Source organism: Brucella sp., assembly GCF_032066345.1.
GTDB classification, from domain to species: Bacteria; Pseudomonadota; Alphaproteobacteria; order Rhizobiales; family Rhizobiaceae; genus Brucella; species Brucella pseudogrignonensis.
In genome coordinates, this window is sequence record NZ_DAMBKZ010000011.1 from 142742 (window position 1) to 168893 (window position 26152).

Sequence of the window (26152 nt, forward strand, 5' to 3'; positions counted from 1 at the left end):
CAGAGCGCTTAATCGGCAAGCGGGTGATGCTCACTTACCAGCTTATGCAGTCTTTCTTCCAGAACATGCGTATAGATTTGGGTGGTAGAAATATCCGAATGGCCGAGCAATTGCTGCACGGTTCTCAGATCAGCGCCGTTTTGCAAAAGATGGCTGGCAAAAGCGTGGCGCAGCACATGCGGAGAGATCGAGGCGCTGGACAGGCCGGTTCGTGCTGCAAGCCCTTTCAATTCGCGCGCAAAGACCTGTCGCGCCAGATGACCGCTTTCGGAGAAAGCCGGAAACAGCCAGGGATTGTCGTCATAGCCGGGCAATGAATCGCGCAGAGAGAGAAAGTTCTGCAGTGCTTCACGCGCTTTTTGCGACAGTGGGACCATGCGTTCTTTCGAGCCCTTGCCGCGAACGATCAGAAAACGATGATCGGTGCGTGCCACACTGACTGGAAGCGTGACCAGCTCCGAGACACGCAGGCCCGTTGCATAAAGCGTTTCAAGTAGTGCGTGCAGACGCAACGCCTTGATACGCTCAGCCGGTTCCGGCGCTTCCCTTGCCTCAAGATCGGCGCGATCAAGAAGACGGCCGACATTTTCGACGCTCATGATCTTTGGCAGCGGTTTCTGCTTTTTAGGGGCATCGATAACGCCGGTCGGATCGTCCTGCCGGAAGCCTTCGGAATAAAGAAAGCGGAAGAATTGCCTGAGTGCCGAAAGACGCCGTGCCTGCGAGGTGGCGGCAAAGCCTTCGTTCGACATGCCATCGAGAACATGGCGGACATCTTCGGTCTTCGCTTCTGCCAGATTAACGCCACGCGTCTGCATCACATCGGCCGCAGCTTCTAGATCGCGGCGATAGGATTCAAGCGTGTTGCCCGCAGCTCCACGTTCAGCGCTCATCATTTCAAGAAAGTTTTCGATGGCCAGTGAAGCGCGCATATTACTCCTGTCCCGTTTCGCTTGTTACCGGTTCATTGTCCGATATGGCAGGCGGCGGCGGTGCCACGACGGTCTGCTTCAGTTTTGATGAGGGAATCTCGACCGTAATTTCGTGGGTGGTCGGTTTCACAAAGTTGGCAAGTGAGAACATTGCGCCATAGACTATGGCAGCAATAACAGCGAGCAAGGCAATGATGCGCGTCAGCGTGGGCATGAAGCGTTTATGCTGTGCTATTGAGACGAAAGCAAGGACGGGCAGTTCCGGCGCATAAAAACCCATGTCCGGTTCATTTTAGCCGATGAAAGCGATTGACGCCGCACGGTTTTTCATGTGGAACCGGAGGAAATGGATGAGGTCAATGAGCAGCACAACAAAACAGACAAATCTTAACGAGCAAGCGGATGCTGTCCGTCAGCTTCTTGGTGCGAAAGTCGTTGTTCTTGTTGGGCTGATGGGCGCAGGAAAATCGACCGTCGGCCGCAAGGTCGCAACCATGCTCGGACTGCCGTTTAAAGATGCGGATAATGAGATTGAATCTGCAGCCCGTATGACCGTGCCCGAACTTTTCGATGCCTATGGCGAAGCCGAGTTTCGCGATCTGGAGCGCCGGGTTATCCTGCGGCTGCTTGAAGATGGTCCGATGGTGCTTGCCACTGGTGGTGGTGCCTATATGAATGCCGAAACCCGTGAGGCGATTGCTGCCAATGGCGTGTCCATCTGGCTGAATGCCGAGCTTGATGTGCTGATGGATCGTGTTTCGCGCCGTCAGAACCGCCCACTTCTCAAGAATGACGATCCGCGCGGCGTGATGCAGCGGTTGATGGACGTGCGCTATCCGGTTTATGCGCTCGCTGATCTGCATGTGATGACGCGGGACGACAAGAAGGAAGTGATTGCCGGTGAACTGATCGACGTTCTCACCGCGCATCTCACCAAGGGCGAAGCCTGATAATAGAGCGTGTCGCGCTTAATCTTAAACGCCACGCTCGCTCTATTTTGTTGTTTTTACGCATGTCGTTATCGGAAAACCGCTTCTAAATTTTCCGCAACATGCATTAGGAGACTATCTGCATGAATACCCCTTTGAGCGCCGACAGTGTGACAGTTCCGGTTTCGCTGGGGGACCGATCCTATGAAATTCTGATCGGAAAAGGCCTGATCGCGCGCGCTGGCGAAGAAGTCGCAAAGCGTCTGCCGGGGATTCGTGTGGCAATCGTCACCGACGAAAATGTTGCCAAGGCTCATCTCGAAGCTCTGACGGCCAGTTTTGCCCGTGCAGGTATCGAATCCACGCCGGTTATTGTGGCGCCCGGTGAGAAGTCAAAGTCCTTCTCGACACTGGAAACTGTGACCAATGCCGTGTTGGCTGCTCGTCTCGAACGTGGTGATGCGGTTGTGGCTTTTGGCGGCGGTGTTGTGGGTGATCTGTCAGGCTTTGTTGCCGGTATCGTGCGTCGCGGCATGAACTTCGTTCAGATGCCAACCTCGTTGCTTGCACAGGTGGATTCGTCCGTTGGCGGCAAGACCGGCATCAACACCCAGTTTGGCAAGAACCTTGTCGGCGTGTTTTATCAGCCGCAGCTTGTGCTGGCCGATACGGAAGTGCTTGATACGCTGAGCGAGCGTGAATTCCGTGCAGGCTATGCAGAAGTGGCCAAATACGGCCTGATTGACCGTCCGGATTTCTTCGCCTGGCTTGAAAAGAACTGGGGTGAAGTCTTTGCAGGTGGTGCTGCGCGCACACAAGCAATTGCCGAATCCTGCCGTTCGAAGGCCGCGGTTGTGGCGCGCGATGAGCGTGAGAATGGTGACCGTGCTTTGCTCAATCTCGGACACACATTCGGTCATGCGCTTGAAACCGCGACCGGCTATGATTCAAGCCGTATGGTGCACGGCGAAGGCGTTGCCATTGGCATGGCCTTAGCGCATCGCTTTTCGGTCAAGATGAACCTTTGTGGCGTCGAGGCTGCCGAACGCGTTGAAGCGCATCTGAAAGCCGTCGGGCTGCCGACATCGTTGCATGAAGTACCGGGTGGCCTGCCGGATGCTGAAAAGCTGATGGATTATATTGCACAGGACAAGAAAGTGGCGCGTGGTGCGCTGACATTCATTCTGACGCACGGCATCGGTCAATCCTTCATTGCCAAGGACGTACCGCCTGCAGCAGTATTGGAATTTCTGAAGGAACACCTCTCCGTCTGACCCCGAAAGGAATACGAGAATGATTTTCGAGCTGTGGATCATGTGTGGCATCATCCTGCTCTGCATCATTCTGTCGGGCTTTTTTTCCGGCGCGGAGACGGCACTGACCGCCGCATCCCGCGCCCGAATGCTCACTTACGCGCATAATGGCGATGAACGCGCAACAGTGGTTCAATATCTCATTGGAAGGCGCGACCGGCTGATTGGTGTGCTTCTGATTGGCAACAACCTCGCCAATATTCTTGCCTCGTCGATTGCTGCCAATATCTTTTTGCACCTGTTTGGTGATGCAGGGGTGGCTTATTCGACGCTGGCGATGACCATCATTCTGGTCATTTTTGCTGAAGTACTGCCCAAATCCTGGGCCATTTCCAGCCCTGACCGCTTTTCGTTGAATGTTGCACGCCCTGTTTCAGCGGTTGTAACTTTTCTCGGCCCGGTTTCGGGGCTGGTGAACTGGATCGTGCGCAAAATTCTCCGATTGTTCGGTGTTAATCTCGCATCCGGCCGTTCGATGCTTTCCGCACAGGAAGAATTGCGCGGTGCGGTCGAAGTGCTGCACCGCGATAAATCGCTGATCAAGGAAGATCGTGATCAGCTTGGCGGTCTGCTGGATCTTAAAGAACTGGAAGTCAGCGATGTCATGGTGCATCGCACATCCATGGGCACGATCAATGCTGATGCGCCTGCCGATCAGATCGTCGGTGATATTCTTGCAAGCCCACACACGCGTATGCCGGTCTGGCGGGATGAGATCGATAATATCGTCGGCATCATCCATACCAAGGACCTGCTGCGCGCGCTTTACGATGTCGATAATGATTTTTCCCGCATCGACATCATGAAAGTGGCGCGCAAACCGTGGTTTGTGCCTGACACAACCACACTTCAGGACCAGCTTGACGCGTTTCTTCGCCGCAAGGCGCATATTGCCGTCGTTGTTGACGAATATGGTGATGTGCAGGGATTGGTAACGCTGGAAGACATTCTCGAAGAGATCGTCGGCGACATTTCCGATGAACACGATATCGACATGCAGGGTCTGCGGTTGCAGCCGGATGGTTCCATTCTGGTCGATGGCTCTTTGCCGATCCGTGATCTCAATCGCGCGCTCGGCTGGAAGCTCCCAGATGAGGAAGCGACCACCGTTGCCGGTCTGGTGATTCATGAAACGCAGACCATACCGGAAGTGAAGCAGGCATTTACCTTCCACGGAAAGCGCTTTTCGGTGCTGAAAAAGGAAAAGAACCGCCTCACGCGTTTGCGCATCGTGCCGCTGGATGCCGATGGCAAACCGCTTTCTGGTGTCGTCGTTGCGAAGGTTTCATCCTGATGGCTGTGCCATCCAGCAAACAGGAACTGCTTGAGGCAATTGAAACAACTTATGCACGGCTCGTGCTCGATCTTTCACGCGTTAAGCCGGAGCAGGCCAAATCCAGAACCATGGAAGGTCATGCAAAGGGCACGCTGATGAGCGTGCATGATCTCGTCGCCTATCTGACCGGATGGAACGAGCTGGTGCTCAAATGGTGCGAACGGCGCGATCAGGGGCTTACAGTCGATTTTCCGGAAACAGGTTTCAAATGGAATGAACTTGGTGCTTTAGCGGCCAAGTTTTACCGGGATTACGAAACGCTATCCTTTGAAGCGCTTTTATCGCGATTTGAAACGGCAAAGAATGCGCTGCTGACCTTAATCGAGGCGCGCGCGGACACTGAGCTTTACGGCGTCCTCTGGTATGAAAAATATACGCTGGGCCGCATGATCCAGTTCAACACGTCATCGCCCTATGCCAATGCGCGTGGTCGTCTGCGCAAATGGCTTAAGGCGTCAGCATAAAACATCAGCGGCGCGTCGCTTCACCGGGTGCGGTAGGTTCCAGTGCGAGTGCGTGAACGCCGGTTTCCAGCTCTTCTTTTAAAAGATCGTTGATGGCGCGATGGCGAGCGATACGACTCATACCCTCAAACTTGGCAGATACGATGCGCACGCGAAAATGTGTTTCGCCGGTACCATCATAGACCTCATGATGGCCACGATCTTCGTGATGATGGCCTGCATGGAGGTGGCTTTCATTTATGATTTCAAGCCGTTCCGGAGAGAAAGCTGCATTAAGCTTGGCTTCCATTGAAGATTGTTTGCTATTGTGAATGGACATTTTGGCCAGTTCTCCCCATATAGACGTTGTGCCTCATATAGACGTCGCCTCGGCGGCAACCCGTGGGGCAAATCCGCACAGGAATTGCAATCTGCATCAAAATTTCGCCCTGAATTCATGGCCAAAACCATTCAGGATGAAATGTCAATTCTTGTTTAGTCACTCTTAATTCGCATAATCCGATTCGATGACAACGCACTCAAAACTTTTCGACAGCATCCGCATCCGTCCCAAGAAGGAAGCGGAAAAGAAGTCCAGCGGTCCCTGCTGCCAGTGGGACGGTTGCGATAAGCCGGGCACGCATCGTGCGCCGGTCGGGCGCATGCGCGAGGGTGAATACCTTCATTTCTGCGTGGATCATGTCCGGGAATATAATAAGAATTTCAATTATTTCTCCGGTTTGTCCGACGGTGAAATCTCGAAATTCCAGAAGGATGCGATCACTGGCAATCGCCCGACTTGGTCGACGGCATCCAACTCCACCGCTTCCGCACGCACGTCGCCGGATATGGCGACCCGTCGTTCGGGTTCGGCTGCCTATCACAATCGTCTGCGCGATCCGTTCAATTTCGTCAAAGATGCGAAAAGCAATCCCGGCACTGCCAAAGCTGTGCAGCGCAAACCGCGCACTTTGGAAGTAAAGGCGCTTGCGACGCTCGGTCTTGATGCAAATTCGACTAGCGATATGATCAAGTCGCGCTATAAAGAACTTGTGAAGCAACACCATCCCGATGCAAATGGTGGTGACCGCGGGTCTGAAGAAAGATTTCGCGAGGTCATTCAGGCTTATCAATTGCTCAAGACAGCAGGTTTTTGCTAAAGCCTCTGTGGGCTTTATGAGGCCGAGTATCAGGGCATGTTCAATGCCCTGACGGACATTCATCTACTGCGCTTGCGCGCAGATGCGATTACGGATGCCCGCAACTGAACAGAAGGGCGTCATCCGGTTCACCGAAAGGCTCCCTGATCGAATTTGAATGTCGCGGCCGGACAGTCCTGCCGCTCTGGAGGCATGATGAACAAGGTTGAGCGGGATATAGCCAATTTGCCGAATACAACGGTTTCGGTGCGCGAAGTGTTCGGAATTGATTCCGACATGCGGGTGCCGGCCTATGCGGCAGGCGATTCCTATGTGCCGGAACGCGATCCGGATTATCTTTTCGACCGTCAGACGACGCTCGCGATCCTCGCAGGTTTTGCATTTAACCGCCGCGTGATGGTTTCAGGCTATCACGGCACCGGTAAGTCGACCCATATCGAACAGGTCGCTGCACGCCTCAACTGGCCTTGCGTTCGCGTCAACCTCGACAGCCATGTCAGCCGTATCGATCTCGTCGGTAAGGATGCAATCGTCGTAAAAGACGGTATGCAGGTCACTGAATTCAAGGACGGCATTCTGCCTTGGGCCTATCAGCACAATGTTGCTCTGGTTTTCGACGAATATGATGCGGGTCGCCCGGACGTCATGTTCGTGATCCAGCGCGTTCTGGAAACTTCGGGCCGTCTGACCTTGCTCGACCAGAGCCGCGTTATCCATCCGCACCCGGCTTTCCGTCTGTTTGCGACCGCCAACACCGTTGGTTTGGGTGACACGACCGGCCTTTATCACGGCACGCAGCAGATCAACCAGGCCCAGATGGACCGCTGGTCGATCGTCACCACGCTCAACTATCTGCCACACGATAACGAAGTGAACATCGTTCTCGCCAAGGCCAAGCATTACCAGAATGCGGAAGGCCGTGAGATCGTGAACAAGATGGTTCGCGTTGCCGACATGACCCGTCAGGCTTTCATCAACGGCGATCTTTCGACCGTGATGAGCCCGCGTACCGTCATTACATGGTCTGAAAATGCCGCGATCTTCAATGATGTCGGCTTTGCATTCCGCCTGACCTTCCTCAACAAGTGCGATGAGCTTGAGCGCCAGACGGTGGCTGAGTTCTATCAGCGTGCTTTCGGTGAGGAACTTCCAGAATCTGCTGCCAATATCGTATTGGCATAAGGCTGGATGAAACCTGCCGCCCATAACGGGCGGCGGTGCTTTGTATAAAGTCAGGATAGGCAGATGTCGGGCCAGAAGTCAGCAATAGGCGATAATTCGCGCGAGCGTAAAAACGGGCCGGTTGATTCCGAACCGTTCAAGCGGGCAATGACCGCGACCATGCGCGCTATTTCCGGCGAGAATGAGCTGGAAGTGGCTTTCAGCAATGATCGTCCGGCGCTGACCGCCAATCGTGCCCGCCTGCCCGATCTGCCAAAACGTCCGACGGCGCATGATGTTGCCGTTACGCGCGGTCTGGGTGATTCCATGGCGTTGCGTCAGGCGCGCCATAATGCCCGTATTCACGCAAGCCTTGCGCCGGAAGGCAAGCAGGCGCGCGCAATCTATGATGCGGTCGAGCAAGCGCGTGTGGAATCCATTGGTGCCCGCGCAATGGCCGGTGTTGCCGATAATCTTGCGACTATGCTCGCAGATAAATATGCCCGCGCCAATTTCTCCGATGTGACCGACAAGGAAGATGCGCCGCTTGAAGAAGCGATCTCGCTTCTGTTGCGCGAAAAACTGACCGGTCGCAAAGCTCCTGCCGAAGCTGGCCCTGTGCTCGATCTCTGGCGCGAGTGGATCGAACAAAAGGCTGGTGCAGAGCTTGCCCGTCTTGGCGAAAATCTGGAAGATCAGCAGGCTTTTGCGCGCACCGTGCGCGATATGCTCGCTTCCATGGATATGGCCGAGGAGCTTTCTCAGGAAGAGCAAAGCGACGAGCAGGACGAAGATAACGAACAGACGCCCGACTCAGACGAAAACGAGGAAGGCGGCGAAGAAAGCCAGGAAGGCTCTGATTCGGCTGAAAGCGAAGAATCGGACAGTTCCAGCGAAGAAGGTGAGCAGGGCGAAATGGACGCCGCCGATGCGGCTTCCGACGATATGGACGACAGCGAAGATGTCGATGCGGAAACGCCGGGCGACACGCGCCGTCAGAACCAGCCTTTTGCCAATTTCGCAGAGCATGTCGATTACAATGTTTTCACGCGCGAATTCGATGAGGAAGTAGAAGCCACCGATCTGTGCGATGAGGCTGAGCTTGATCGTCTGCGCGGCTTCCTCGACAAGCAGCTGGCCAATCTGCAGGGCGTTGTTGGACGTCTCGCAAACCGCCTACAGCGCCGTCTGATGGCGCAGCAGAGCCGTTCCTGGGATTTTGATCTGGAAGAGGGCTATCTCGATAGTGCACGTCTCGTGCGTATCGTTATCGACCCAACACAGCCGCTTTCCTACAAGATGGAACGCGATACGGATTTCCGTGATACGGTCGTAACGCTGGTTATCGATAATTCCGGTTCGATGCGTGGTCGTCCGATCACGGTTGCAGCGACCTGCGCCGATATTCTTGCCCGCACGCTGGAGCGTTGCGGCGTGAAGGTCGAAATCCTCGGCTTCACCACCAAGGCTTGGAAGGGCGGTCAGTCGCGCGAAGCATGGCTGGGTCGTGGTAAGCCGTCCAATCCGGGCCGCCTCAACGATTTGCGCCATATCATCTATAAGAGGGCAGACGCGCCATGGCGCCGCGCACGACGCAATCTCGGCCTCATGATGCGCGAAGGTCTGCTCAAGGAAAATATCGACGGTGAAGCGCTGATCTGGGCGCATCAGCGCCTGTTGGCTCGTCCTGAACAGCGCAAGATCCTGATGATGATTTCCGACGGTGCGCCGGTGGATGATTCAACGCTTTCGGTCAATCCGGGCAATTATCTTGAGCGCCACTTACGCGCGGTCATCGAAGAGATCGAAACCCGTTCGCCGGTTGAGCTGATCGCTATTGGTATCGGTCATGACGTCACCCGCTATTATCAGCGTGCCGTGACCATCGTGGACGCGGAAGAGCTGGCCGGTGCAATGACCGAGCAGCTTGCATCCTTGTTCGAAGAACGGGGCGCAGAAGGCAAAGGCCGTGGACGCCGTCGCGCAGGTGGCCGATAATAGCAAGGCGCCGAGACGCTGGCGCATCGCGCCTTGAAAAAGACCACTGCCCACTCGAGCTTAACCAAAACTCCATGAATCATACTCATGGAGTTTTGGCATAAGATAGAGGGTCTTTGTGGCGCGCATTTTATCTTAAAACCGGATTCCACTTTTGGGACTGCGCTTTCGGGCTTCTTTTAAGCCTGCTGGCGGGTTGCCGCGAGCACGATTTCGCGAATGCAAACGCCCTGTGGCTGGTCATAGGCGTAGACAATGGCACGGGCAACGTCGTCCGCTGAAAGCACAGGCGCGCCCATATCCTTCTTCCACGCTTCATAGCCTGCCTTGATGCCTGCGTCGTTGGTGTGGCTGAGAAGTTCGGTCTCGACGGCACCTGGAGCTATCGTCACAACGCGAACGTCATGCGGCGAGAGTTCCTCACGCAGATTCTCAGAAAGCCCGTGTACGGCGAATTTCGTGGCCGTATAGGCCACATGATTAGCGAATGTCTTGCGACCTGCCACCGAGCTGATGTTGATGATGGTGCCATGTTTGCGTGCCACCATGCCTGCCGAGACGGCATGGATGCCATTAAGAAGGCCTTTGACATTGACCTCAAGCATCCGGTCCCATTCATCCGGGTTCTGCTTCGTTGCATCGCCCAGCAACATGACACCGGCATTGTTGACGATGACATCTGCAGGGCCGAACTTGGCTTCGGCTTCCTGAACTGCCGCTACTAGCGCCTTTCGGTCGGTTACGTCGACCGACTTGCAGAGCGTGTTTGGCAGATTGAGCTTTTCTATGACGTCCAGTCGACGTGCAAGAAGCAGCAGCGGATGGCCACGATCAGCAAACATCTTCGCAGTAGCCAGGCCAATGCCAGAACTTGCGCCGGTAATAATGACGAGTGGAAGTTCTTCCTTATTAAAGGACATCTAATTCATCCTTATCTAAATATAAATATCTCAACGAAGAAGCATTAAGACCGCTAAAGAAGTAAATCTGTGCGGATCATGCTTCTTGTGAACAATATAGAAAATGGCTCCGATAAAGAAAGACGGACGATCATCCGTCTTTTTATCGAAGCGCGGTTCTTATAGGCTTTACTCGCTGAGAAAAACCAATTTCTTTTCAGATAAACGGATCGTGACTTCTAAAGATGAGTGTTTTTCGCGGTGTTGGCTCGGTCTGGCGCATAGAGTGCCGGTGCGAAAACCGCCAGAATGGCACCATAAGGCACCAGCATCAGCGTTCCCATCACGACCTTTACGAAGAAGTCACCGAAAGCCAGCGAAGCCCAGAGGGGTACGCCAAGGCCAAGGAACGAGGCCGGTTCTGCCAGCGACGAATCGGGCATGCCGGTCATCGCGTCGATCCACGCAAAGCTTGCAGCAAAGGCGATGGAGAAGAACAGGATCGTATCAACGACCGAGCCGAACATTGCAGCTGCGAAGGGCGCCTTCCACCAGGTCTTCTGACGCAGGCTGTTGAAGACTGTAATGTCCATGAGCTGTGCGATCAGGAATGCCGAGCCGGATGCAATGGCAATACGCGGGGTTGCAAGCCAGATCGACATGAGGACGCCCAGCACAAACCCGGCATAGACGACCTTGCGCGCGGCTGAAGGACCGAAGCGGCGATTCGTCAGATCATTGACGAGGAATGCGACCGGATAGGTGAAAGCACCATAGGTGAGCAGTTCACCAAGGCCAAAATGCTGGAAAGGATATTGGACAAGGATGTTCGATGCAGCCACAGCTGCACACATCGCTATCACCGCCGGCAATAGCCGGGCAAAAGAAGGACCTGTCATAGGCATTTTTTTATCCTGGGTGATGGAACCAGCAAAAAAGGCTGACGCGAGTCAGCCTTTTTTGTCAAACTTTAAAAAGCTGATTGCTTATGCAGCAGCTTCAGCCTGCTTCTTAGCGATCTGACGCTTCAGCAGGCGAGCGCGCTGCGAAAGTTCCTTGTCGTCAGACTTGACGAGGAATGCATCAAGACCACCGCGATGCTCAACCGAACGCAGAGCAGAAGCGGAGATGCGCAGACGATAGCTCTGGCCGAGAACTTCGGACATCAGCGTAACGTTGCAGAGGTTCGGCAGAAAGCGACGACGCGTACGGTTGTTCGCGTGGCTTACATTGTTGCCGTACTGGACCGAGGTGCCGGTCAATTCACAAGCGCGGGACATTTTGGTCTCACCTTCAAATTTTTGTTTCTCAGGCCCCGACTCGAATGTCCGAATTCAACGCAATCATAGCAGTATTTCTGCTGCTGGCGCGCGATCTCGGACAGGCGGCCTATTGGGAAAGTCGCGTTTCTATAGTGAGAGTAGCGATTACAGTCAAGATAGATTCCGTCATGATGGCCCAAAGGCGCGCATTTACGGCCTTTTGCGGTATCGGAAGACCCTCCCGATCATAACTTCGCCGATTTTTGCTGTTCGACAGTTAATGCTGAAAGAGAATTCTACGCAGATTTGGAGCCATTTATAGTCAAAAGCGCAAAGACAAACTACAGCATGGGTCGGAAAAACAGAATCGGTTTTGCTGACGCGATGCGTGGATTTGGATTGCTGGGGCACTGTTCGTGCGGGTGCACGGTGCTTCACGGGGCGAATATCGTGAAAGGAAAATCTGGCATGATCGAGCGATCGCATTTCTTCAAGCCGGTGAAAAGCGAGTGGATGCAGAATGGGGCAGCGCGGCGGGGTGTTGCATTGCTAACCGGATTGGCGATTGCGAGTGTGGCTGCAATAAGCAGCGCTCAGGCAGACGCTCTCTACCGAACAGAGTATGAAATCTCGATGTTCGGCCTTTCGATCGCGCGTTCTGCGATTGAAACCACCGTCAAAGGTTCGAGTTACGGTGTGAATGGCCGCTTCAAGACATCAGGCATCGCGCGCGTTTTCGATGATACGGACGGCACCGTCTATGTTGGCGGCAACTCGGTTCAGGGTAAAGTTATTCCATCCGCTTTTGATCTTGCTTACAAGCATGGGCGAAAGAACAAGAGTACCAAGATACGTTTTTCGAGTGGTAATGTGACCGAATCGGAAAATCTGCCGCCGGTTAAAAAGCGCGATCCTTGGGTGGAAACAGCCCCCAATGATCTGGTCAATGTGAGTGACCCGCTCAGTGCGCTGATGATTCCAACAAAAGATCCAAAAGCCGTGTGCAATCGCACGCTTCAAGTTTTCGATGGTCAGACCCGTGCCGATATTCGATTGGCGTTCAATGGCACAGAATCTTTCACGACGGAAGGTTTTACGGGCGAATCGGTGATCTGCTCGGCCAAGTTCGTGCCGATCTCAGGCTACCAGAAGGGCAAGAAGGCCATCGACTATCTGAGCACGCGCAGCAAGATGACGATCTCTTTCGCTTCATTAGGCAATTCCGGCATCTATGCGCCGGTTGTTGCCCGCATAGGCACGCAGCTCGGGACGCTGAAAATCGAGGCGACTCGATTCGAGAAGATTCAGTAAGGCGATGGCCGCTTATTGATGGTTGCGTCTGAAGTTTAGTGCTTCGGATGTACGCATTCATCGTGATTGCCCAGGATTTCGATAACGCGGCACTGGTCGATACGGCCATGTGCCGTGCAATCCAGCATCCGCAAAAGTTCAGTTTTCAAAGACAATAGTTTGGTGATGCGATGCTCGACATCGATCAGGCGCGCGCGTGCAATAGAATCAGCTGCAGCACATGACTGGCCGGGATTGTCCTGAAGGTCTAAAAGCGTGCGGATCGCATCCACTTCAAAGCCCAGATCGCGCGCATGGCGGATGAATAACAGCCGCTGAATATCGGCATTGTCATAAAGGCGGCGATTTCCTTCCGTGCGCGGAGGCACCGGGAGAAGCCCGATTTGCTCGTAATAACGGATAGTTGGCACTTTCACACCGCTGGCTTTCGATGCTTCGCCAATCGGAACATTGGTAATCATTTTTTCTCTTGCTCCTCTAGTCACTAGAGGATGTAGACCTTGTTTCAGACAATTCAAGAGTGGTCTCGATAGGGGCAGGTCATGAACGAGATTTTGAAACAAAACCGTTTTCGCGTTGAAGGCATGGATTGCGCTTCCTGCGCGACAAAAATCGATACGGCTGTGCGCCGCGTTTCGGGCGTGGAAGATGTTTCCGTGTCCGTGACGACGGGCATGATGACGGTGCGCCATGATGGCAGCAGCGATCTGGAAAGTGTTGCCAAAAAGGTCCGTAGTCTTGGCTATGGCATCGAACCATTGGCTGACGAAAAAGCGCCTGCCAAGCATGAGCATCACGATCACGATCACGATCACGATCACGATCACGACCATGACCATAACCATGACCATGCAGGCTGTAGCGGCCATGATCATGACCACAAGCACGACCACGCTCATGACGAACCCGAAGCAAAGCAGATCGCAGCGGGCGCCGACAGTTTACGCTTCAGCGTTGAAGGTATGGATTGTGCCTCCTGTGCCGCCAAGATTGACACGGCTGTTCGTCGTGTCGGCGGGGTGCAGGATGTGTCTGTTTCCGTGACAAATGGCACCATGACCGTCAATCATGACGGCTCGGCCAGTGTTGACGAGATTGCCGCGAAGGTTACGGCACTTGGCTACAAAGCCAGCGCGCAATCGACAGGGGCGCTCAAAGCTCAGCCAAAGGTGCCTTCAAAACCGAAGCGCTGGTGGCAGAGCGGCAAGGGCCAGATGATGCTCGCCTGTGGCGGTGGTCTGGTGGTTGCCTATATCGTTGGCCATCTTTATCCGCCGATTGAATTATGGGCCTTTACGGCTGCAATGCTGATCGGCCTCATACCGATTGCAAAGCGTGCTTATTCCGCAGCCATCAATGGCACGCCGTTTTCGATTGAAATGCTGATGACTATTGCGGCCATTGGCGCTGTCATCATCGGTGCGACCGAAGAAGCTGCCGCTGTCGTCTTCCTGTTTCTGGTTGGTGAATTGCTGGAAGGTGTGGCCGCAGGCAAGGCGCGCGCAAGCATTCAGTCGCTGACGGCATTGGTGCCGAAGACCGCCTTTTTGGAAAGCAATGGCTCCACAAAAGAAGTACCAGCGGAAGAGCTGAGCGTGGGCGACGTAATTGCGGTGCGTCCCGGTGATCGTATGCCTGCTGATGGCGAGATTATTTCTGGTGAAAGTGCAATCGATGAAGCACCCGTCACGGGTGAAAGCACGCCTGTCGGCAAGGCAGTCGGCGACAGCGTCTTTGCAGGCACCATCAATGGCGACGGGCTGTTGCGGGTCGAAGTGACAGCCGCAGCGCAGGACAACACGATTGCGCGTGTTGTGCGGCTGGTTGAGGAAGCACAGGAAGCCAAAGCACCCACAGAGCGTTTCATCAATCGCTTCTCGACTTACTATACGCCGGGTGTGGTTGTCGTGGCGGCTCTGGTTGCCATTCTGCCGCCGCTAGTCGCGGGTGCTGAATGGGGCGAATGGATTTATAAAGGCCTGGCCATTCTGCTGATTGGTTGCCCCTGTGCGCTGGTTATTTCGACGCCTGCAGCCATTGCCGCCTCGCTTTCGGCTGGTGCGAGGCGCGGGCTGTTGCTGAAAGGTGGCGCAGTTCTTGAAACCATAGGCAAGATTACGACCGCCTGTTTCGACAAAACCGGCACGCTGACTGAAGGCAAGCCGCAGGTAACGGATGTTCTGCCTGGCGCACTTTCGGAAGAAGAAGTCTTGCGTCTGGCTGCATCACTTGATGCAGGTTCAAGCCATCCGTTAGCCTTAGCGATTGTCGGTGCATCTGATACGCGTGGCCTGAAACTCTCAGCCGTTTCGGCAGGTAAGGCACATGGCGGCAAGGGTGTGTCAGGTAAAGCTGATGGCATTGAGCTGTTCTTGGGTTCGCGCAAGGCTGCCAATGAAATCTCTGCCATTCCGGACGATCTGGCGGCGCGGATTGCTGCCTGCAATGATGAAGGTAAGACGGTTTCTGTTCTGGTTGCAGACGGCAAAATTGCAGGTGCCATCGCCATGCGTGACGAGCCGCGCGCGGATGCGATTGCTGGGCTTAAGACGCTGAAGGATGCCGGTATTCGTACCGTTATGCTGACCGGCGATAATCGTCGCACGGCAGAAGCTATCGGCAAGGATCTGGGCATCGAAGTGCGTGCCGAACTCCTGCCGGAAGACAAGCAGCGGATCGTTGGCGAGTTTCGCAATGCGGGTCAGGTTGTTGCCAAGGTTGGCGACGGTATCAATGATGCGCCAGCGCTTGCTGCGGCCGATGTTGGCATCGCCATGGGTGGCGGTACGGATGTGGCGCTGGAAACTGCGGATGCAGCGGTGCTGCATGGTCGCGTCGGTGATGTGGCTGCGATGGTCGATCTGTCGAAGCGGACCATGAGTAATATTCATCAGAATATTACAATCGCACTTGGTCTTAAAGCGGTATTCCTTGTGACCACGGTGCTGGGGATCACTGGCCTCTGGCCGGCAATTCTGGCCGATACCGGCGCGACCGTTCTGGTGACAATCAACGCACTACGGCTGCTAAGGCAATCATCTTGAAAGAAAAAACCGGCGAAGGAAACTTCGCCGGTTTTTTTTGATACTCTATTCCCCGATCAGTTCGCGAATGCGGTCGCCATATTGTTTGCCAAAGGCGAGGTGCTCGGGATTGATCTGCTTCACTTCATCGACAAGCTGATCTTCTTCTTCGGCATCGGCTGCTGCAAGCGCGCTCATCATGGCGAAATAGGCGAGAAGATAATCGCGTGGCTCGATGTTTTCCGCCTTCATCAGCTCAACCACTTGCGGGCGCGATTCGATGCTCTTGACCATGGAATCCATCGACGGCTGCGCATCCTGACCTTCTTCGGCAGTCGGTGAAAGCTGCATATCCTCAAGCTGCGTATGGATTTTTTCCATACGCGTCAGGAGGTCTTCGGTCAGCTTGAAATTGTTGATGTCAGCTGGTGTCTGCGGTGGCGTTGCAATTGCCAGAATGTCTTCGGCAAAGGCCATGTTCGCTGACTGCGGAAGGATCGCAAGAGAAAGGCCGAGCAGAGCTGCTGCATGAAACTGTTTGAAGCGAGAAATCGTCATCATGGTAATGTCCTAGAATAAATCCTTGCGCTTACGGATTTCCGCGAAAACCGCTTCATCAGTTGCGCCCTGCATTCCAAGCCGCGTGCGAATGCGGCCATCGTGCCAGCGAAGAAATGGATTGGTTGCCATTTCAAGCGCTATGCTTGTGGGCAGGGTCATCTTATCAGCTGCGCGAAGCCGCGCAATCTCGGCTGCACGTTCCTTCAATGCCGAATTGTCGGGATCGATGGTGAGGGCAAAGCGTGCATTGCTCTGCGTATATTCGTGGCCGCAATAAACGGCAGTGTCGCCCGGTAGCGCCACAAGCTTTTGCAGCGACTGGAACATGATATCCGGTGTTCCTTCAAACAGTCGACCGCAGCCCAGTGCAAAAAGCGTGTCGCCTGTAAACACGACTTTTGCTTCCGGCAGATAAAAGGAAATCTCGCCAGCCGTGTGACCGGGCGTGGAAATCACTTTGATCTTGAAAAGTCCGAAGGTGAACTCGTCGCCGTCCTGAACTGTACGGTCAAGTGTCGGGATTTTGCTTTGCTCAGCCTTTGGTCCGATGATGCTGACGCCGAATTTGGCTTTCAGCGCCTCGTTGCCTTCGACGTGATCAAGGTGATGATGCGTCGTGAAAATGAAGTCGAGCGTCCAGCCACGGCGCTTGAGCGCCGCTTCGATTGCGTGCGCATCCGGCGCGTCGATTGCCGCGGTCAGCTCACTTTCAGGATCATGGATGAGAACGCCATAATTATCGCTGCGGCAGATGAATTGTTCAATGTCCAAGCGTAACATGGCATCCTCCTCAAAATGTCTTAGTCTTTTTTAGCTTCTGGCAAAGTGTGCTTCTGAATAAGCGGCATTTGTGAAAGCGTGAAGACAATGGTTATCGGCATGATGCCCCAGACCTTGAAGGAAACCCAGGCATCGGTCGAAAAATTGCGCCACACCACTTCATTGGCAATTGCCAGGAAGATGAAGAACAGGCCCCAGCGGAAAGTCAGCTTGCGCCAACCCTCTGCATCCAGCTTGAAAGCCGAATCAAACACATAGCCAAGCAAGGATTTGCCGAATAAAAGCCCGCCGAGCAGGATCGCGCCAAACAGCGTGTTTACGATGGTCGGCTTCATCTTGATGAAGGTGTCGTTGTGCAGCCAGAGCGTCAGCGCACCAAACACCAGAACCACGATGCCGGAAATGAGCGGCATCATCGGCAGGGTGCGTGTCATCGACCATGAAATGGCAAGCGCAATGACGGTTGCAACCATGAAGAGCGCGGTTGCCAGAAAGATCGGTTCGCCAATCTGGCCAAGCACCGGAAAGCGCTCGATCAGGCTTTCACCACGCGCATTGGCAAAAAAGAACACCAGCAGCGGTCCAAGTTCCAGCGCAAGCTTGAGCAGCGGCGGGACTTCCTTGCGTTCTGCTTCGGTCTTTTGCGACGGATCGCGTTCGAAAACGGGATGCTCCATCAGGCAACTCCTGCGATGGCGCGGGCAAAATCCTTGGCCGCAAATGGTTCAAGATCGTCGACGCCTTCGCCGACGCCGATGAAATAGATCGGAAGCTTATGCTTGGCCGAAATGGCCACCAGAATGCCGCCGCGTGCCGTGCCGTCAAGCTTGGTCATGACGAGGCCATTGACGCCAGCGATATTCTTGAAAATCTCGACCTGATTGAGCGCATTCTGGCCGGTGGTGGCATCCAAGGTCTGGAGAACCGTGTGTGGGGCTTCCGGATCGTGTTTGCCAAGAACACGAACGATCTTGGCGAGTTCGTCCATCAGTTCGGCCTTGTTCTGCAAACGGCCTGCAGTGTCGATGATAAGAACATCGCTGCCTGCATCTTTGGCCTGCTTCCATGCATCATAGGCAAGGCCCGCTGCATCGGCCCCGAGCTTGCTCGAAACAACCGGGGAACCGGTGCGCTCGCCCCAGATATGGAGCTGTTCGATGGCGGCGGCGCGGAAAGTATCACCAGCCGCAAGCATGACCTTGAGGCCGCCAGCGGTGAGCTTTGCGGCAAGCTTGCCGATGGTCGTTGTCTTGCCGGTGCCATTGACGCCGACAACCAGAATGACATGCGGCTTGTGCGAGAGATCAAGCTCCAAAGGCTTTGCGACGGGCCCAAGCACCTTTTCGATTTCCGCGCCCATGATGTTGCGCACTTCTTCGCCAGTCACGTCCTTGCCATAGCGGCCGGATGACAGCGCATCGGTCACACGCATAGCCGTTTCAAGGCCGAGATCGGCCTGAATGAGCACGTCTTCAAGATCTTGCAAAGTGTCTTCATCGAGCTTGCGCTTGGTGAAGATACCGCTGATGGAATCACTCAATGAATTCGACGAACGCAGCAGGCCGCGACGCAGGCGCTCGAACCAGGAAAGCTTTGGCTCCGGCGCTGCCTCGACCGGCGCTTCTTCCTGATGTTCTTCAACGGCCTTTGCGACCTTGACCTTTTTGGGCTTCGCTGCCTCTGGCTGAGTTGCGGGCTCGACTATTTCCTCAACAACGGGTGCCTCTGAAACTTCAGGAGCTTTCGCGATTTCAACCTGTTCGGGTTCAGCAACAGGCTCTGGCTCTGGCTCGACAACGGGCTCTGGCACAGGTGCTTCAACCACGATCGGTTCCATCACCGGTGGCTGTTCAATCGGGATTTCGATCTCGGCAACCGGATGCTCCGGTTCTGCCTTTTCTTCCTCAACCGGTTCAGCGGCAGGCTCTTCAATCTGCTCAGGCTCTGGCTCTGGCTCAGGCTCACTGGCGATCACTGGTGCTTCCGGTTCGGAAATAACCACTTCAACGACGGTGTTTTCGGTTTCGCTAGGCGCTTCGACGGTTTCAGTAAGCTGTGTTTCTAAAGCCGCTTCCACGGCATCAGGAGCGGGCTGTTCGACCGGCTTTTCTTCAACCTCCTTCTTGCCGAAGGAGAACATTTTCTTGATGAAACCCATTGCCATGAAATCTGATGCCCTTAAGCTTTAAGCCGCTTGCGGCTCTGTCTGACGGGTGAGGAGTTTTTCACCGTCATGCCCCGTCACAATTCGTTCGATAATTTCGCCAGCGTTACCCTGATCAACAGCGGCCAGCGTAAAGCCTTCCGTGCGGGCAATGCCTTCCTTCTCGATCAACAGGCGCTGCACAGTGCCATTGAGAGAAGCGAGGTGCTTTTCATAAGCTCGGTCGCCAACGCCACGTAACCGCGCTGCGCGTTCCTTGACGATTTCGCGCCTGACCTGCGGCATACGCGCAGCCGGTGTGCCTTCGCGTGCGCTGTATGGGAAGACGTGCAGATGCGTCAGCCCGCATTCCTCGACGATCTTCATCGAGTTTGCAAACATCTCTTCAGTCTCGGTCGGGAAACCTGCAATAATGTCGGCACCGAACACGATGTCAGGGCGAAGTGCGCGTACATCTGCGCAGAATCGGATGGAATCATCACGCAGATGACGACGCTTCATGCGCTTCAAAATCATGTCGTCGCCTGCCTGAAGCGACAGATGCAGATGGGGCATCAGGCGCTTTTCGTTGGCGATTGCTTCCATCAGGTCTTCGTCGGCCTCGATGGAATCAATGGATGACAGGCGCAGGCGCTGCAAATCCGGCACCTGATTGAGAACAGTCTTCACCAGCTTGCCGAGACGCAGGCTTCCCGGCAGATCGGGACCGTAAGAGGTCATGTCCACGCCGGTCAGAACCACTTCGCGATAGCCGTTATCGACAAGGCGCTTGACCTGATCGACCACGCCGCCCATCGGCACCGAGCGTGAATTGCCGCGACCATAAGGGATAATGCAGAAGGTGCAGCGATGATCGCAGCCATTTTGCACCTGCACAAATGCGCGCGCGCGGCCTTCAATCGCATCGACCATATGGCTCGCGGTTTCGCGTACTTCCATAATGTCGTTGACGCGCACCTTTTCGAACTGGTTCACGCCGAAGTCGGGCAACATGCGATAGGAGTTGGCCTTGAGCTTTTCCTCATTACCCAGAATGAGGTCGACTTCATCCATGGCCTCGAATTTGGCCGATTCCGTCTGCGCAGCACAACCGGTGACGATAATGCGCGCTTCCGGGTTGTCGCGGCGTGCCTTGCGGATGGCCTGACGTGCCTGACGTACGGCTTCTGCCGTAACGGCGCAGGTGTTGAAGATGATCGCGCCATCTTTGAGTTCGCCAAGGCCGGCGCTATCCGCCTCGCGCTTCATCACCTCGGATTCATAGGTGTTGAGGCGGCATCCGAAAGTTACGACTTCAACGGCCATCAGGCAGCACCTCTGCTCTGATTAGGGGCGTACTCCCATTCGCCGGTTGCGGGATCGAATGTGCCATCAAATTCCCATTCAGCGGGACCGGTCATCATGACGTGATCGTCTTCGCGCCATTCAATCTTGAGCGGGCCGCCGGGGACATTGACCGTGACGTTGCGTTCGGTACGGCCAGTACGTGCGCCTGAGACGGCGGCAGCGCAGGCGGCAGAACCACATGCGAGGGTAAGGCCCGCACCACGTTCCCATGTGCGCAGGTTCATGCTGTCGCGCGATGTGACCTGAGCGATGGAAATATTGGCGCGTTCCGGGAAAATCGGATCATGTTCCAACCCCGGCCCATATTGATCGAGCGCATAGGACCAGACATCGTTTTCGACCCAGAAGATCGCGTGCGGATTGCCCATGGATGCAATCGACGGCGCTTGCAGAACAGGCGCATCGGCAGGGCCAGCAGACAGATCAATGGCGCTGGTGTCGTCCACTTCATGTGCGAGGGGGATTTCCTTCCAGCCGAAATGCGGCTTGCCCATATCGACCGTAATCAGCCCGTCTTCGTGCTCATTGGCGGTCAGGATGCCAGCCAGTGTCTGGAAAGTGTAATCCTGTTTTCCGCTTTCATTAGAAAGCCACTGCACAACGCAGCGTGTGCCGTTGCCACATGCTTGCGCCTGTGTGCCGTCACAATTGATGATCTCAATATAATGATCAGTGCCGGGCGTCTTTGGATCATGGATGGCCATGATCTGGTCAAAGGAAGTTGCCTCTTCTCCGGCCAGACGGATGGCAGCAGTCGGAGCGATACGATCGCTGCGTCCGCGCATATCGGCAACAATGATTTTGTTGCCCAGTCCGTTCATCTTGGCGAAGATGGCCTTACTCATTGCTGGTTCCGGGTCCTGTCTATATCGGAAAGGCTCTGGAGCGTGTTTCGTTCTGACTGGATCAGATCGGCGTTCCGAGCATTTGTTTTAACGCGCATCTTGTCCGAAAACCGTTTCACACTTTTCGGGATGCGCTCTATATGGCGGAAAAGCCCACAAATTGCCAGTACCGGCGCGTTATTGGCTCAAGCCCGGTCTGATTACTGAATTTGTGGATCGGTGTTTACCTAAAAACTGTGTCCTTCCTGCGCCATTTTGAAAATTTCTAAGCTATTTCAAGCCTTCTATGGATGCTTTTGCATAAATTCACGGTAGCTTGCTGTTGATTTTTTAACCATATCGCCATTTTATCGGTGCAATATTGTTTTTAGGTCGAGCTTTCAAACTCGACGGTGCGAGGGGCACTCCCCCGAATAGTCAGCCCCACGAACATGCCAGGACTTTTGGCGAAATTGGAGAACCAGATGGGAATTTCAAAAGCAAGTTTGCTCAGCATTGCTGCGGCGGGCGTCATTTTGGCCGGTTGCCAAAGCTCCCGAGTCGGAGGTTTTGACAACAATGCATCGCCACCGCCACCAGCACCGCTGCGTTCTGCTCCCGTCAGTTCCGTACAGTCTGGTAATCTGAACGCTCCTAACTCGTTTCCGACGGCGCCGACGACCGACATGTCGCAGCCAGCGGCCGGAACGCAGGTTGCAAGCCTGCCGCCCGAATCGGCACCTGATCTGACGCCGGGCACAGTCGCAGGCGTATGGAATGCATCGCTTGCCGGTCAGAATTGTAAGATCGCAACGCCACAGACCAAGTATGGTCAGGGCTATCGCGCTGGTCCGCTGCGCTGCCCGGGTGAACTCGGAAGCCTCGCTTCCTGGTCGGTCAATGGCAAGCAGCTTTCGCTCTATGATGCGAATGGCGGCACGGTCGCTACGCTTTATTCTTCCGGTCAGGGCCGATTCGACGGTCAGACCACGAGCGGTCAGGCAGTTTCGCTGTCGCGTTGATAAGCCTATTGAGTTAAAGACAGGCGGGGCAGTCGTGAGACGCTCCGCCTTTTTCGTAATTGAGCGGTGGGACAGGCAATCATGTCTTTCGACGGTAATTTGAAGGCGTTCCCCTCGGTTCGCGAGCATTATGACGCGCTGGTCAAGGCAGGGGAGGTCGAATCCGATCCCGCACAGCTTGAATTGACTGCACGCTATGACCGTCTGATCGAGGAAGTTTGCACCAAACGTCTTTCGCGCAAATCGAGTGCGCTGGGCTGGTTGTTTGGCAAGCGCAAGGAAGTTGCCACCGTCAAAGGACTTTATGTTCATGGCGAAGTTGGTCGCGGCAAGACCATGCTGATGGATATGTTCTTCCAGCTTTTGCCGGTCGAACGCAAACGCCGTGCGCATTTCAATGATTTCATGGCTGATGCGCATGAGCGCATCAATGCGCATCGTCAGGCCCTGAAGCGTGGCGAAACCAAACAGGAAGATCCGATCCCGCCGGTGGCTGAAGCTTTGGCCGAACAGGCGTGGGTGCTTTGCTTCGACGAATTTACTGTGACCGACATTGCCGACGCGATGATCTTGTCGCGCCTGTTCAATGCATTGTTTGCGCGCGGCGTGGTGCTGATCGCGACATCCAACGTGGCGCCCGACAATCTTTATCGCGACGGGTTGAACCGTCAGCTGTTTCTACCCTTTGTCGATATCCTTAAACAGCATGTTGATGTGATCAATCTCGATTCACGCACCGATTACCGACTTGAAAAGCTCGACCGTCAGCCGGTTTATCTGACGCCGCTTGGTTCCGAGACGACCAAGCGCATGGATGCCGCCTGGACCGCGCATAAGGATGGTCAGCAAGAACAGCCAGACGTGGTGCATATCAAGGGGCGCGATATTCCCGTGCGTCATGCAGTGCCGGGGGCCGCGCGCTTCACCTTCAATGAACTGTGCGCCCAGCCGCTTGCAGCCAACGATTATATCGCCATCGTCACACGCTATCAGACGCTGTTTGTTGAGGATGTGCCGGTGCTCGATTATTCGCGTCGCAATGAGGCCAAGCGCTTCATTCTGCTGATCGACGTGCTTTACGATCATCACGCGCGTTTGTTCATCTCTGCCGAAGCCCAGCCTGAAAAGCTTTATCAAGCAAGCAAAGGCGTAGAAGCTTTTGAGTTTGACCGCACGGCTTCCCGCCTGTTTGAAATGCAGAGCGCGGAATATCTGGAAGCATTTGCAGAAAAATCAGCAGGCTGAGACGGTTCGCATTCCTCTGCTTTTGGGATGCGCTCCATCATCGAACTGCCACAGACTCGACTTATAGCATTCGAGGGCTATGTTGCTTTGGCAAGAGCTTGGGTTGAATGCGGTTGTTTGCTGATCGTGTTTCCTCCTGTAGACGTGAATGGCCTTTAAAAATGAATGACGGCCAGGCTGGCGTGTTCTGAGCAATGCGTAACAGCCGGACGATAAGACTCAGTTGCCTCCATTTTGCCAAAATATCTTACGTTTACGTAAGAACATATAAATCTAACCGATTGAAAACATTGGTCGCAAAATAATGAGTTGAGTTTTTTTGCAAAGAGTCCTATCGAACCCTCGCAGCGCAGACGCGTTTTCCGGGAGGAAACCGGATAGCTTCATGCGTTTCTGGATCAAACTTGAGGAAAGAAACAACATGGCACGCAACAAGATTGCCCTCATCGGCTCCGGTATGATTGGCGGCACGCTCGCTCATCTTGCTGGTCTGAAGGAACTCGGCGACGTCGTCCTTTTCGACATTGCGGAAGGTACTCCGCAGGGTAAGGGACTGGATATTGCAGAATCTTCACCTGTTGACGGTTTTGATGCGAAGTTCACCGGTGCAAACGACTATGCCGCAATCGAAGGCGCAGACGTTGTCATCGTAACCGCAGGCGTGCCGCGTAAGCCGGGCATGAGCCGCGACGATCTTCTGGGTATCAACCTGAAGGTCATGGAACAGGTCGGCGCAGGCATCAAGAAATATGCGCCTGAAGCTTTCGTCATCTGCATCACCAACCCGCTTGATGCGATGGTCTGGGCTTTGCAGAAGTTCTCCGGTCTGCCAGCACACAAGGTTGTCGGCATGGCTGGCGTTTTGGACAGCGCCCGTTTCCGCTACTTCCTGTCGGAAGAATTCAACGTGTCGGTCGAAGACGTCACTGCATTCGTGCTTGGTGGCCACGGCGACAGCATGGTTCCGCTCGCTCGTTACTCGACCGTTGCCGGTATCCCGCTTCCAGACCTCGTCAAGATGGGCTGGACCAGCCAGGAAAAGCTCGACAAGATCATTCAGCGCACCCGTGATGGCGGCGCAGAAATCGTCGGCCTGCTCAAGACCGGTTCTGCTTTCTATGCACCGGCTGCTTCTGCAATCCAGATGGCTGAATCCTACCTCAAGGACAAGAAGCGCGTTCTGCCAGTCGCAGCACAGCTTTCCGGTCAGTATGGCGTCAAGGACATGTATGTCGGCGTTCCAACTGTGATCGGTGCCAACGGCGTTGAACGTATTATCGAGATCGATCTCGATAAGGACGAAAAGGCCGAGTTCGAAAAGTCGGTCGCATCTGTTGCCGGTCTTTGCGAAGCTTGCGTCGGTATCGCTCCGTCACTGAAATAAGTTCCAGACTAGGCCGGATCGCTCTTGAGAGCAGCCCGGCCTTTTCCGGCTGTTAATCCGCAGAGGACAACCAGATGAATATTCACGAATATCAGGCCAAGCGCCTGCTTCACACTTTCGGCGCCCCAATCGCCAATGGTGTGGCTGTTTATTCCGTCGAACAGGCGGAAGAATGGGCAAAGACGCTTCCAGGCCCGCTTTATGTCGTCAAGAGCCAGATCCATGCTGGTGGACGCGGCAAGGGCAAGTTCAAGGAACTCGGTCCTGATGCAAAGGGCGGCGTTCGCCTTGCAAAGTCGATCGAAGAAGTTGTTTCCCATGCAAAGGAAATGCTCGGCAACACGCTCGTGACCAAGCAGACCGGTGAAGCCGGCAAGCAGGTCAACCGTCTTTACATCGAAGATGGTGCAGACATCGAGCGCGAGCTTTATCTCTCGATCCTCATCGACCGCACCGTTGGCCGTCCTGCTTTCGTCGTTTCGACCGAAGGCGGCATGGACATTGAAGCTGTTGCTGAAGAAACTCCTGAGAAGATCATCACCGTTGCTATCGATCCTGCCAAGGGCGTGACCGATGAAGACGCCAACAAGCTCGCCGATGCGTTAGAGCTTAAGGATGCAGCGCGTGAAGACGGCCTCAAGCTGTTCCCGATCCTCTACAAGGCATTCTCCGAAAAGGACATGAGCCTTCTGGAAATCAACCCGCTGATCGTCATGACCGATGGCCGCGTGCGCGTTCTCGATGCCAAGGTATCGTTCGACGGCAATGCACTGTTCCGTCATCCAGACATTCAGGAACTGCGCGATCTGTCGGAAGAAGACGAAAAGGAAATCGAAGCTTCCAAGCACGATCTCGCTTACGTCGCTCTTGATGGCAACATCGGCTGCATGGTCAACGGCGCAGGCCTTGCCATGGCAACCATGGACATCATCAAGCTCTACGGTGCTGAGCCAGCTAACTTCCTCGACGTTGGTGGCGGCGCTACCAAGGAGAAAGTCACGTCTGCGTTCAAGATCATCACCGCCGATCCGGCTGTCCAGGGCATTCTGGTCAACATC

General features: G+C 54.7%; 26 protein-coding genes. 13 read left to right on the forward strand and 13 right to left on the reverse strand.

Translation table 11 applies throughout. The features are described 5' to 3' along the window. Positions 1–8: 8 nt before the first annotated feature. Both xerD and RT142_RS15140 read right to left on the reverse strand, forming a co-directional pair. Entirely contained in the window at positions 9–932 is a 924-nt protein-coding gene (xerD, locus tag RT142_RS15135) for a site-specific tyrosine recombinase XerD (RefSeq protein WP_064322202.1), read from the reverse strand. 1 nt (position 933) lies between these two features. After that, positions 934–1146, reverse strand: a complete 213-nt coding sequence (locus RT142_RS15140; RefSeq protein ID WP_079212624.1) for a hypothetical protein — start codon at positions 1144–1146, stop codon at positions 934–936. A 145-nt stretch (positions 1147–1291) separates the two neighbouring features. Between RT142_RS15140 and RT142_RS15145 the strand changes: the two genes are divergently transcribed. From RT142_RS15145 to RT142_RS15160, 4 genes are all read left to right on the forward strand, one after another. Further along, positions 1292–1882 carry a shikimate kinase gene (locus RT142_RS15145; RefSeq protein WP_007872292.1) on the forward strand — a complete coding sequence of 197 codons (591 nt, stop codon included), beginning with the start codon at positions 1292–1294 and terminating at the stop codon, positions 1880–1882. A gap of 122 nt (positions 1883–2004) precedes the next feature. Beyond that, positions 2005–3135 carry a 3-dehydroquinate synthase gene (aroB, locus tag RT142_RS15150; protein WP_313029662.1) on the forward strand — a complete coding sequence of 377 codons (1131 nt, stop codon included), beginning with the start codon at positions 2005–2007 and terminating at the stop codon, positions 3133–3135. Between the two features lie 19 nt (positions 3136–3154). Beyond that, complete coding sequence (locus RT142_RS15155; protein ID WP_007872290.1) at positions 3155–4468, forward strand: HlyC/CorC family transporter; 1314 nt, start codon at positions 3155–3157, stop codon at positions 4466–4468. Next, the gene (locus tag RT142_RS15160) at positions 4468–4974 is read left to right on the forward strand and encodes a ClbS/DfsB family four-helix bundle protein (RefSeq protein ID WP_105519030.1); all 507 of its coding nucleotides are present in this window, start codon (positions 4468–4470) and stop codon (positions 4972–4974) included. The genes RT142_RS15155 and RT142_RS15160 overlap by 1 nt, the downstream gene beginning before the upstream one ends. Before the next feature lie 4 nt (positions 4975–4978). Here the strand turns inward: RT142_RS15160 and RT142_RS15165 are convergent, their stop codons facing one another. Next, positions 4979–5293 carry a BolA family protein gene (locus RT142_RS15165; protein WP_064322198.1) on the reverse strand — a complete coding sequence of 105 codons (315 nt, stop codon included), beginning with the start codon at positions 5291–5293 and terminating at the stop codon, positions 4979–4981. Between the two features lie 187 nt (positions 5294–5480). Between RT142_RS15165 and RT142_RS15170 the strand changes: the two genes are divergently transcribed. From RT142_RS15170 to cobT, 3 genes are all read left to right on the forward strand, one after another. Beyond that, on the forward strand, positions 5481–6113 hold the full coding sequence (locus RT142_RS15170) for a J domain-containing protein (protein ID WP_007872284.1): 633 nt from the start codon (positions 5481–5483) through the stop codon (positions 6111–6113). A 195-nt stretch (positions 6114–6308) separates the two neighbouring features. Further along, a complete protein-coding gene (cobS, locus tag RT142_RS15175; RefSeq protein WP_313029699.1) occupies positions 6309–7295 on the forward strand; it encodes a cobaltochelatase subunit CobS in 987 nt (328 codons plus the stop codon). A gap of 63 nt (positions 7296–7358) precedes the next feature. After that, positions 7359–9272 carry a cobaltochelatase subunit CobT gene (cobT, locus tag RT142_RS15180; protein WP_064322196.1) on the forward strand — a complete coding sequence of 638 codons (1914 nt, stop codon included), beginning with the start codon at positions 7359–7361 and terminating at the stop codon, positions 9270–9272. A gap of 179 nt (positions 9273–9451) precedes the next feature. Here cobT and RT142_RS15185 read toward each other — a convergent pair whose 3' ends face one another. The 3 genes from RT142_RS15185 to rpmB form a co-directional block, all read right to left on the reverse strand. Next, a complete protein-coding gene (locus RT142_RS15185) occupies positions 9452–10192 on the reverse strand; it encodes an SDR family oxidoreductase (RefSeq protein WP_313029669.1) in 741 nt (246 codons plus the stop codon). 218 nt (positions 10193–10410) lie between these two features. Then, a complete protein-coding gene (locus tag RT142_RS15190; RefSeq protein WP_313029672.1) occupies positions 10411–11076 on the reverse strand; it encodes a queuosine precursor transporter in 666 nt (221 codons plus the stop codon). 81 nt (positions 11077–11157) lie between these two features. Beyond that, positions 11158–11451 (reverse strand): 50S ribosomal protein L28, encoded by a 294-nt coding sequence (rpmB, locus tag RT142_RS15195; RefSeq protein ID WP_007872272.1) that lies wholly within the window; start codon positions 11449–11451, stop codon positions 11158–11160. Between the two features lie 495 nt (positions 11452–11946). Between rpmB and RT142_RS15200 the strand changes: the two genes are divergently transcribed. Continuing rightward, positions 11947–12744, forward strand: coding sequence for a DUF3108 domain-containing protein (locus RT142_RS15200; protein WP_235819019.1), 798 nt, complete (start codon positions 11947–11949; stop codon positions 12742–12744). Positions 12745–12779: 35 nt separating this feature from the next. On the opposite strand, the gene RT142_RS15205 is transcribed toward RT142_RS15200, so the two are convergent. Further along, on the reverse strand, positions 12780–13202 hold the full coding sequence (locus RT142_RS15205) for a MerR family transcriptional regulator (RefSeq protein ID WP_192797994.1): 423 nt from the start codon (positions 13200–13202) through the stop codon (positions 12780–12782). Positions 13203–13286: 84 nt separating this feature from the next. Between RT142_RS15205 and RT142_RS15210 the strand changes: the two genes are divergently transcribed. Next, entirely contained in the window at positions 13287–15788 is a 2502-nt protein-coding gene (locus RT142_RS15210; RefSeq protein WP_313029675.1) for a heavy metal translocating P-type ATPase, read from the forward strand. A 45-nt stretch (positions 15789–15833) separates the two neighbouring features. Here the strand turns inward: RT142_RS15210 and RT142_RS15215 are convergent, their stop codons facing one another. Genes RT142_RS15215 through dapF form a run of 6 tightly spaced genes read right to left on the reverse strand, consistent with a single transcriptional unit; the run spans position 15834 to position 21464 of the window. Then, positions 15834–16328: a hypothetical protein gene (locus tag RT142_RS15215; protein WP_313029676.1), complete on the reverse strand. Its 495-nt coding sequence runs from the start codon at positions 16326–16328 to the stop codon at positions 15834–15836. Between the two features lie 9 nt (positions 16329–16337). After that, on the reverse strand, positions 16338–17108 hold the full coding sequence (gloB, locus tag RT142_RS15220; protein ID WP_112807135.1) for a hydroxyacylglutathione hydrolase: 771 nt from the start codon (positions 17106–17108) through the stop codon (positions 16338–16340). 20 nt (positions 17109–17128) lie between these two features. Next, positions 17129–17785 carry a septation protein A gene (locus tag RT142_RS15225; RefSeq protein WP_112807137.1) on the reverse strand — a complete coding sequence of 219 codons (657 nt, stop codon included), beginning with the start codon at positions 17783–17785 and terminating at the stop codon, positions 17129–17131. After that, positions 17785–19272 (reverse strand): signal recognition particle-docking protein FtsY, encoded by a 1488-nt coding sequence (ftsY, locus tag RT142_RS15230; protein ID WP_313029679.1) that lies wholly within the window; start codon positions 19270–19272, stop codon positions 17785–17787. The genes RT142_RS15225 and ftsY overlap by 1 nt, the downstream gene beginning before the upstream one ends. A 21-nt stretch (positions 19273–19293) precedes the next feature. Further along, on the reverse strand, positions 19294–20577 hold the full coding sequence (gene mtaB, locus RT142_RS15235) for a tRNA (N(6)-L-threonylcarbamoyladenosine(37)-C(2))-methylthiotransferase MtaB (RefSeq protein ID WP_112807141.1): 1284 nt from the start codon (positions 20575–20577) through the stop codon (positions 19294–19296). Then, a complete protein-coding gene (gene dapF / locus RT142_RS15240; protein ID WP_313029682.1) occupies positions 20577–21464 on the reverse strand; it encodes a diaminopimelate epimerase in 888 nt (295 codons plus the stop codon). Before dapF ends, mtaB begins: the two co-directional genes overlap by 1 nt. A 464-nt stretch (positions 21465–21928) precedes the next feature. On the opposite strand from dapF, the gene RT142_RS15245 reads away from it, so the two are divergent. The 4 genes from RT142_RS15245 to sucC all read left to right on the forward strand — a co-directional run. Continuing rightward, a complete protein-coding gene (locus tag RT142_RS15245) occupies positions 21929–22465 on the forward strand; it encodes a protease inhibitor Inh/omp19 family protein (RefSeq protein WP_064322189.1) in 537 nt (178 codons plus the stop codon). Positions 22466–22546: 81 nt separating this feature from the next. Continuing rightward, complete coding sequence (gene zapE / locus RT142_RS15250) at positions 22547–23710, forward strand: cell division protein ZapE (RefSeq protein WP_313029685.1); 1164 nt, start codon at positions 22547–22549, stop codon at positions 23708–23710. A 421-nt stretch (positions 23711–24131) separates the two neighbouring features. Then, entirely contained in the window at positions 24132–25094 is a 963-nt protein-coding gene (gene mdh, locus RT142_RS15255; protein WP_007872232.1) for a malate dehydrogenase, read from the forward strand. A 74-nt stretch (positions 25095–25168) separates the two neighbouring features. Then, positions 25169–26152, forward strand: a 984-nt coding sequence (gene sucC / locus RT142_RS15260) for an ADP-forming succinate--CoA ligase subunit beta (RefSeq protein WP_313029688.1), incomplete at its 3' end; no start/stop codon positions are given.

What these genes read in the sequence shown, in the direction of transcription:
- xerD (WP_064322202.1), bottom strand. Translation starts at nt 932, where the DNA reads ATGCGCGCTTCACTGGCCATCGAAAACTTTCTTGAAATGATGAGCGCT.
- RT142_RS15140 (WP_079212624.1), bottom strand. Translation starts at nt 1,146, where the DNA reads ATGCCCACGCTGACGCGCATCATTGCCTTGCTCGCTGTTATTGCTGCC.
- RT142_RS15145 (WP_007872292.1), top strand. Translation starts at nt 1,292, where the DNA reads ATGAGCAGCACAACAAAACAGACAAATCTTAACGAGCAAGCGGATGCT.
- aroB (WP_313029662.1), top strand. Translation starts at nt 2,005, where the DNA reads ATGAATACCCCTTTGAGCGCCGACAGTGTGACAGTTCCGGTTTCGCTG.
- RT142_RS15155 (WP_007872290.1), top strand. Translation starts at nt 3,155, where the DNA reads ATGATTTTCGAGCTGTGGATCATGTGTGGCATCATCCTGCTCTGCATC.
- RT142_RS15160 (WP_105519030.1), top strand. Translation starts at nt 4,468, where the DNA reads ATGGCTGTGCCATCCAGCAAACAGGAACTGCTTGAGGCAATTGAAACA.
- RT142_RS15165 (WP_064322198.1), bottom strand. Translation starts at nt 5,293, where the DNA reads ATGTCCATTCACAATAGCAAACAATCTTCAATGGAAGCCAAGCTTAAT.
- RT142_RS15170 (WP_007872284.1), top strand. Translation starts at nt 5,481, where the DNA reads ATGACAACGCACTCAAAACTTTTCGACAGCATCCGCATCCGTCCCAAG.
- cobS (WP_313029699.1), top strand. Translation starts at nt 6,309, where the DNA reads ATGAACAAGGTTGAGCGGGATATAGCCAATTTGCCGAATACAACGGTT.
- cobT (WP_064322196.1), top strand. Translation starts at nt 7,359, where the DNA reads ATGTCGGGCCAGAAGTCAGCAATAGGCGATAATTCGCGCGAGCGTAAA.
- RT142_RS15185 (WP_313029669.1), bottom strand. Translation starts at nt 10,192, where the DNA reads ATGTCCTTTAATAAGGAAGAACTTCCACTCGTCATTATTACCGGCGCA.
- RT142_RS15190 (WP_313029672.1), bottom strand. Translation starts at nt 11,076, where the DNA reads ATGCCTATGACAGGTCCTTCTTTTGCCCGGCTATTGCCGGCGGTGATA.
- rpmB (WP_007872272.1), bottom strand. Translation starts at nt 11,451, where the DNA reads ATGTCCCGCGCTTGTGAATTGACCGGCACCTCGGTCCAGTACGGCAAC.
- RT142_RS15200 (WP_235819019.1), top strand. Translation starts at nt 11,947, where the DNA reads ATGCAGAATGGGGCAGCGCGGCGGGGTGTTGCATTGCTAACCGGATTG.
- RT142_RS15210 (WP_313029675.1), top strand. Translation starts at nt 13,287, where the DNA reads ATGAACGAGATTTTGAAACAAAACCGTTTTCGCGTTGAAGGCATGGAT.
- RT142_RS15215 (WP_313029676.1), bottom strand. Translation starts at nt 16,328, where the DNA reads ATGATGACGATTTCTCGCTTCAAACAGTTTCATGCAGCAGCTCTGCTC.
- gloB (WP_112807135.1), bottom strand. Translation starts at nt 17,108, where the DNA reads ATGTTACGCTTGGACATTGAACAATTCATCTGCCGCAGCGATAATTAT.
- RT142_RS15225 (WP_112807137.1), bottom strand. Translation starts at nt 17,785, where the DNA reads ATGGAGCATCCCGTTTTCGAACGCGATCCGTCGCAAAAGACCGAAGCA.
- ftsY (WP_313029679.1), bottom strand. Translation starts at nt 19,272, where the DNA reads ATGGCAATGGGTTTCATCAAGAAAATGTTCTCCTTCGGCAAGAAGGAG.
- mtaB (WP_112807141.1), bottom strand. Translation starts at nt 20,577, where the DNA reads ATGGCCGTTGAAGTCGTAACTTTCGGATGCCGCCTCAACACCTATGAA.
- dapF (WP_313029682.1), bottom strand. Translation starts at nt 21,464, where the DNA reads ATGAGTAAGGCCATCTTCGCCAAGATGAACGGACTGGGCAACAAAATC.
- RT142_RS15245 (WP_064322189.1), top strand. Translation starts at nt 21,929, where the DNA reads ATGGGAATTTCAAAAGCAAGTTTGCTCAGCATTGCTGCGGCGGGCGTC.
- zapE (WP_313029685.1), top strand. Translation starts at nt 22,547, where the DNA reads ATGTCTTTCGACGGTAATTTGAAGGCGTTCCCCTCGGTTCGCGAGCAT.
- mdh (WP_007872232.1), top strand. Translation starts at nt 24,132, where the DNA reads ATGGCACGCAACAAGATTGCCCTCATCGGCTCCGGTATGATTGGCGGC.